Here is a 6,061-nt window from a genome sequence, read left to right as displayed (position 1 = left end):
TCGTGCGGCAGGCCGAGGTTGGGGCCCGCGTTGCGGCGCAGCTGCACCCCGCGGCCAGCGACGGCCAACGCGGCCACCTGGTCGCCGCGTGCGCCGCGCTACGACCTCGAGCGCTTCGCCGCGGCGCTCGATCAGCTCCTCCAGGTGGATCCGGCGTTGCGCGGCACCTCGGCATACCGGTTCGATCTGATCGACGTCGCCCGGCAGGCGCTCACCAACCGGTCGTGGGTGCTGCTGCCCGCGTTGCGAGCCGCGTTCGAGTCCGGAGCCTTGGAGCGGTTCCGCCGGCTGACCGTGACCTGGCTGGAGGACATGGAGCTGCTGGACCGGGTGGTGTCCGCTTCGCCGTACTTCCTCCTCGGACCCTGGCCGGCGGCCGCCCGCGCCGCGGCGGCGGACGAGGAGGAGGCGGCGCGGCTGGAGTACGACGCCAGGTGCCTGCTCACGACCTGGGGTCCCCGTGGCGCGGACGTGCACCTGAAGGACTACGCCAACCGGGAGTGGGCCGGGCTCGTCCGCGACTTCCACGCGATGCGCTGGCGCCTGTTCTTCGACACGCTGCTCGGCGGCGGCGACCCCGAGGGGATCGACTGGTTCGCGGTGGAGGACGCCTGGTCGCGTGACCGCAGCCCGTATCCGGAACATCCAACAGCGGACCCCTACCGGGTGGCTCTCGACCTTTGCGCCCGCTTGTGTCAGGCGATCGAGTAGCGCCACCGCACGTGCCTGCGGCACGGCAGGATGCCGGATGCGTCGATGGGCGGACGACTTCGCGACGCGGCACCGCGTACTTGCCTCAGGACGCGGGCACGCCGGTGACCCGGCGCATGACCGCGTCGAACGTGCGGTTGGGCAGCACACCGTGCAGGAAGATCATCGGCTTGGCGGCGAAGCCGACCGCGTACCGCGTCCTGGGACGGCGCGCCTTGACGGCCTTCACGATCGTCTTGGCGATCAGCTCGGGTGCCGAGAGGCGGCGCTCGTTGGCCTCGGAGCTGAGCGAATCGGCCACGGCGTTGCCCTGCGGCGCGTAAGGGCCGGTGCCGGAGACGGCGCGGACCTTCCGCGCGGCGATGCCGCCCCACTCGGACTTGACGCCACCCGGCTCGACCACCACGACGTCGATCCCGAAGGGCTTGACCTCCATGCGCAGGCAGTCGCTGATCGCCTCGAGCGCGAACTTGGTGGCGTGGTACCACGCGCCGAGGGCGGTGTAGATCTTGCCTCCCATGGAGGTGATGTTCACGATCGTGCCCGAGCGCTGCGCGCGCATGTGCGGCAGCACCAGCTGGGTCAGGCGCGCGGCGCCGAAGACGTTGACCTCGAACTGGTCGCGGGCCTCGTCCATGGGCACGTCCTCGAGCGCGCCATAGGAGCCGTAGCCGGCGTTGTTGACCAGCACGTCGATCCGGCCGGTCTCGGCGATGATCTTCTCGACCCCGGCCTGCATGGAGGAGTCGACGGTCACGTCCATCGCGAGCAGGCGGATGCCCGACTCGGCGAGGTGTCGCATGCGCTGCACCCGCCGCGCTGCGCCGTAGACGGTGTAGCCGGCCTCGTGGAGCTTGAGCGCGGCGGCCTCGCCGATGCCGGAGGAGGCGCCGGTGACCAGTGCGACCTTGGTAGCCATGGTGGTTCCTTCGAACGTGTCGGAGCTTGGTTGTCGTCGGCGCGCGGGCGCACCCGTCGTGCCGCTCCCGCCGGTCTTCCGAGGGGATCTCGACCTTCGCCACCAACGCTAGGAGCCCATCCGGGCTCAGCGACTAGCACACCGCGCCGATCCACTTGCATCTCGCGCCACTGACGCAGACCATCACCTTCGGTGGCGAGGTGGCCTCGCGCCCCTGGTCGGCTCGATCCCACCGGCAGCGAGACCCCGGCGCACCGTGACGTGATCGGCAAGCGCGGTGGCGTGATCCGTAGGCACCATCGGAGCTCGCGGCCTCTAGGCTGGACTGATGAGCGGCCGGCGATTCACCCTCGACCCGAGCATCAAGGCGCTGCTGAACGATCTCGGCGTATCGCCGACGCGCGTGCTGCGCCGCGCCCAACTGCCGACCGACCTGTTCGGCCGGGGACCGATCGCCCTCGCGCCCGAGGAGTACTTCCGGTTCTGGGAGGCGCTCGACGCCGAGGGCGGCGATCGCGATCTCGCTGTCGCGATCGGCCGGTCGATCTCGGTCGAGATGTTCAACCCGCCCATCTTCGCCGCTTTGTGCAGCGCCGACCTCGCGACCGCCGCGCAGCGCATCGCGACGTACAAGCCGCTGATCGGCCCCATGCGGCTGGAGCTCGACCAGGGCGGCGACGGGTTGACGATCACCTGCCACTGGCCCGCGGGCATGACCCCGCCGCAGCTGCTGGCCACGGCCGAGCTGGTGTTCTGGGCCGCCCTGGCCCGGATCGCGACCCGCCACCACGTCCGGCCGGTTGACGTCAGCGTCCCGCAGCCGCCCGCAGACCGCCTCGCGCTCGAGGGCTTCTTCGGGGTACGCGTACGCACCGGGCCCGCCCACGCCATCACCTTCGACCGCCACGACGCGCACCGCCCGTTCCTGACCGAGAACGAGCAGATGTGGCGCTTCTTCGCACCCGAACTGCGCAGACGCCTTTCCGACCTGCAGGCCGCGGCCAGCGTCGCCGACCGCGTGCGCGCGGCCCTGCACGAGACACTGCCGGCCGGCGGCGCCTCCATGACGGAGGTCACCCGCCATCTCGCCGTCAGCGCGCGCACGCTGCAGCGGCAGCTGCGACTCGAGGGCACCACCTTCCAAGAAGTCCTCGCCGGCACTCGCGAGGACCTCGCCCGCCACTATCTGAACCACAGCGCGATGCGCACCGCCGAAATCGCCTACCTGCTGGGCTATGACGACTCCAACTCCTTCTATCGGGCGTTCCGCACCTGGACCGGGACAACCCCGGACACCCTCCGAGCCACCGCCGCCACCGGTGCCGCCGGCCAGGAGGCATGAGTTCGACGGGCGCTGAGCGTCGCCGTCATTCCGGCCGGAGCGGGATCCTGTCATGGGAGCCCCGCCACAGATACGCCGTCAGCAGCCGTCCCGCGGCCCGCTCGGCCTCGGCGTCCTCGGGCAGCGGCCAGCGCAGGTGCGTGTAGAGCGCGCCCCGATACAGGTCGAAGGCCGACTCCTGGAGGTCGCCGAGCGCGCCCGCATAGCGGACCGCGCCCGCGTAGGCCACGACCGCGGCAAGGACGCCCACCGGCGCGGCCCACCAGGCCCAGGGCGTCCAGACGAGGAAGGCCACGCCCCACATCCAGGCGGTGAGCTGCCCGTCGAGCCGCTCGCGCGCGCCGATCAGCTCCTTCCTGGCCTCCTCGGGGATGACCAGCCACAGCCGGCTCCAGCAGTGCGACGCCTCCAGCCCGTACTTCTCCGTCGGCCACCGTTCGGCGGCTGCCAGGACGTTGCCGAGGCGGGTCGGCAGGCAGCGTGCGGGGTCGGCGGGCATGCCGCGAAGCCAGGTGTCGAGGGCGGCCAGCTCGCGGTCCTCGGACCAGCCGCGGGCCTGCCCGGCCAGCACTTGCCAGCGGGCCTCGCGGGCGGCGATCTTACGCGACCACCGTCGCGCCGCGGGCCGGGCGAGGAAGTCGAACGAGCGGGGCCAGCGGCCGGTGAGCAGGCCGAGCACCGGGTCGACCAGCCGTCTGGCCAGGAGCCCGGACAGCAGCACGACGACCAGGAACGCGGCGACCATCCACGTGGACACCTGCTTGGTCACCGCCTGGACCGCCGCTTCGACGTCCTGCCCACTGCCGAGGAACCACACAAGCCCGCCACCCAGCCAGAACAGCGCGGCAGGCAGGATCACGACGCGGGTCCAGCGCTCGGCGACCCGGTCCGCCAGACCTTTCGACAGGCCCTCCAGCACCTACAGCTCCGGTTCGCGGATCCGGACAAGTGGGGTGTCGTGCTGCGGGCACGACGGTACGGCCTGGCCGACCGCGCGGCGGTGCCACCGGTGCTCGCATTCCTCGCACCCGTAGACGTCGCCGGCCACGAAGCCACCCGCGGCGCCCAGCGGGAAGTACGCGGTGCGGGGATCGCGCAGGCCCCCGCCGTCCCTCAGCCGCAGGAACGCGTACGCCCACTCGCGGGTCGCCGCGGAGCGCTGCAGCAGCGTCAGGATCTCGGGCTCGGCCGCCACGCCACGGGCGAGCAGCTCGCCGAGCACGGCGTCCACTTCCTCGGCCTCCTCCCCGAGCAGCGTGAGCAGCCGCGGCCTGATCGCGACGGCCAGGTCCGTGATCGAGGGTGGACTGTCGGTCATGATGCCCCCATGTACGTGAAGGCCGCCCAATAGGCGGGATGCGAGAAGTCGCGCCCCATCCCCCAGGCGGCGCGCAGCGGCTCCGGGATGGGCGCGTAATGGTTCATGAGCTCGGGGTAGGCCGCGCTGAGTTCGGCGTTGGTGGCGTCGCGCAACCACCGCTGCGCGTCCCGCAGCGCGACCGCCGGGTGACCCCTGCCTTTCCAGAGCGCGTAGAACCGGCTGAGCAGCAGCGCCGTGCTCGCGTCGGAGACCCGCCACATCGAGCCCACCACCCCGGCCGCGCCGGCCTGCAGGAAGCCGGTGGCCAGGCCGATCACCTCGTCGGCGAGCGCGGCCTGCGGCAACGCCGTCTCACACGCCGACAGCACCACGAGCCGGCCGCGTACCTGCCTGACCAGCAGGTCACGCAGCGTCAGCGGACGATCGCCGGACAGGAGCAGGTAACTGTTCAGCACCTGCCCCCAGTCGGCGTAGCCGTGGCAGGCGAAGTGCAGCAGGCCGTGGCCGTCGATGCCGGCGAGCACCGCCTCTCGGGTGGCCTCGCGCCCGGACAGGCGGCGGGCTTCGGGGAAGGCCCGGACGGCGGCGTCGATCTCGTACTTCACGAACGACAGCGGAGGGGCGGAGACCGGCTGCGGGTCCTCGACGGCGAGCAGGCGCTCGGTCTTGGCACCGTCGGGCGCGGATCGGGCGGCGATCCCGGCGTTCGGCGCGAACGTGAGCGGACGGCGATCGATCGCGAACCGCCGTCCCGTGGGGGCCTCGGGATCGGGCGCCCAGGCGGCGTGGAAGGGCAGCAGGGCCAGCACCCAGGTCGGGACCACGGTCAGCGGTCGCTCGCCGGGGACCAGGTCGAGCAGCGGCCCCATCGCCGCCTCCCAGAGCCAGCGGGTGGTCTCGTCGAGCACCCGATGCCAGAGCCGTACGTCGGTTCCCGCCCGCTCGTAGGCGTCGAAGTAGTCGGACAGCCGCGCGAAGACGTCCTGCCGCCGGACGGGCAGCGGGTGGGCGGTGACAGAACCGCCGTCGACCAGCAGCGCGTAACCGCCGCGGTCGCCCGCCATGAGGTACGCGAGCGGGCCGGACCGCGCAGCCCGTAAGACGTCGCCCGCGGGATCGGGCAGCCGGAAACGCTCGAACCCGGGCTGCTCCCTGATGCGCGCCAGCGCCTCGTCCAGGTCGCGGCGCGCCCGGTCGAACCCGGCGGCCATCGGCAGCCAGTCGCCGGCGACCGGCTGGAGCGCCTGGCCCTGCAGATCGCGCAGCCGCGCCTCGGCCTCCCGGTACGCCCCGGCCAGCCGGGGATGGCTCACGGTGAGCACGCCGGTCTCGGCGGCGTCACCGGCGATCGCGTCGGCGAGCAGCCGCGCCCGGCCGCGTTCCAGCGCCACGACGGCCTTCCAGGCGTCACCCGCCTCCACGTACGCCGCCGCGGCGGCCGTCGCCAGCCCCTCCACCTGCGACAACCACCGTTGTTTGTGCTCCCTGAGCACGCTGCCGCCGACGACCCGGTCCAGGGCGTCCAAGGCGAACCCGTACGCCTCCGCCGCCGGCTCCAGCAGACCGTTCGTGACCGCGTACTCGCCCCAGCCCCTGCTCGTCGTCAGCACGGCCTCCGGATGCCGGGCGGTGCCCAGCGCGCACCCGTCGCGCAGCAGGTCGAGTCCGCGGGTCAGGGCGGCGGGGTCGGCGGTGATCCGGTGCAGGTCCCGGTAGGCGGCGGCCAGGTTCAGCCGGGCGCCGGCGGCGAAGGGGGCGTCGGGCGGGC

Annotated in this window: 6 protein-coding genes; 2 read left to right on the top strand and 4 right to left on the bottom strand. The window is 72.7% G+C overall.

Annotated features, from left to right (window positions below; all coding sequences use genetic code 11):
• On the top strand, nucleotides 1–711 hold a 711-nt coding region (locus ACWDX9_RS58390; protein WP_449972052.1), incomplete at its 5' end, for an alpha-N-acetylglucosaminidase C-terminal domain-containing protein.
• A gap of 85 nt (nucleotides 712–796) precedes the next feature.
• Here ACWDX9_RS58390 and ACWDX9_RS58385 read toward each other — a convergent pair.
• A complete protein-coding gene (locus ACWDX9_RS58385) occupies nucleotides 797–1,630 on the bottom strand; it encodes an oxidoreductase (RefSeq protein ID WP_449972049.1) in 834 nt (277 codons plus the stop codon).
• Between the two features lie 328 nt (nucleotides 1,631–1,958).
• Here ACWDX9_RS58385 and ACWDX9_RS58380 point away from each other — a divergent pair, with 328 nt between their 5' ends.
• The gene (locus tag ACWDX9_RS58380) at nucleotides 1,959–2,972 is read left to right on the top strand and encodes an AraC family transcriptional regulator ligand-binding domain-containing protein (RefSeq protein ID WP_449972046.1); all 1,014 of its coding nucleotides are present in this window, start codon (nucleotides 1,959–1,961) and stop codon (nucleotides 2,970–2,972) included.
• A 25-nt stretch (nucleotides 2,973–2,997) separates the two neighbouring features.
• Here the strand turns inward: ACWDX9_RS58380 and ACWDX9_RS58375 are convergent, their stop codons facing one another.
• From ACWDX9_RS58375 to ACWDX9_RS58365, 3 genes are all read right to left on the bottom strand, one after another.
• Nucleotides 2,998–3,891, bottom strand: coding sequence for a hypothetical protein (locus ACWDX9_RS58375; RefSeq protein ID WP_449972044.1), 894 nt, complete (start codon nucleotides 3,889–3,891; stop codon nucleotides 2,998–3,000).
• Nucleotides 3,892–4,290: a hypothetical protein gene (locus ACWDX9_RS58370; protein ID WP_449972041.1), complete on the bottom strand. Its 399-nt coding sequence runs from the start codon at nucleotides 4,288–4,290 to the stop codon at nucleotides 3,892–3,894. It lies immediately after the preceding gene.
• The coding region (locus ACWDX9_RS58365; RefSeq protein ID WP_449972038.1) for a CHAT domain-containing protein at nucleotides 4,287–6,061 on the bottom strand (1,775 nt) is incomplete at its 5' end. The genes ACWDX9_RS58365 and ACWDX9_RS58370, both read right to left, overlap by 4 nt.

The organism is Nonomuraea sp. NPDC003201 (genome assembly GCF_053590415.1).
Note: the sequence above shows the minus strand (reverse complement) of the source record. Positions and strands in the feature narration are given on the sequence as shown.

Excerpts from the sequence above, each read along its gene's own strand:
- ACWDX9_RS58385 (WP_449972049.1), bottom strand. The coding sequence starts at position 1,630 with ATGGCTACCAAGGTCGCACTGGTCACCGGCGCCTCCTCCGGCATCGGC.
- ACWDX9_RS58370 (WP_449972041.1), bottom strand. The coding sequence starts at position 4,290 with ATGACCGACAGTCCACCCTCGATCACGGACCTGGCCGTCGCGATCAGG.
- ACWDX9_RS58380 (WP_449972046.1), top strand. The coding sequence starts at position 1,959 with ATGAGCGGCCGGCGATTCACCCTCGACCCGAGCATCAAGGCGCTGCTG.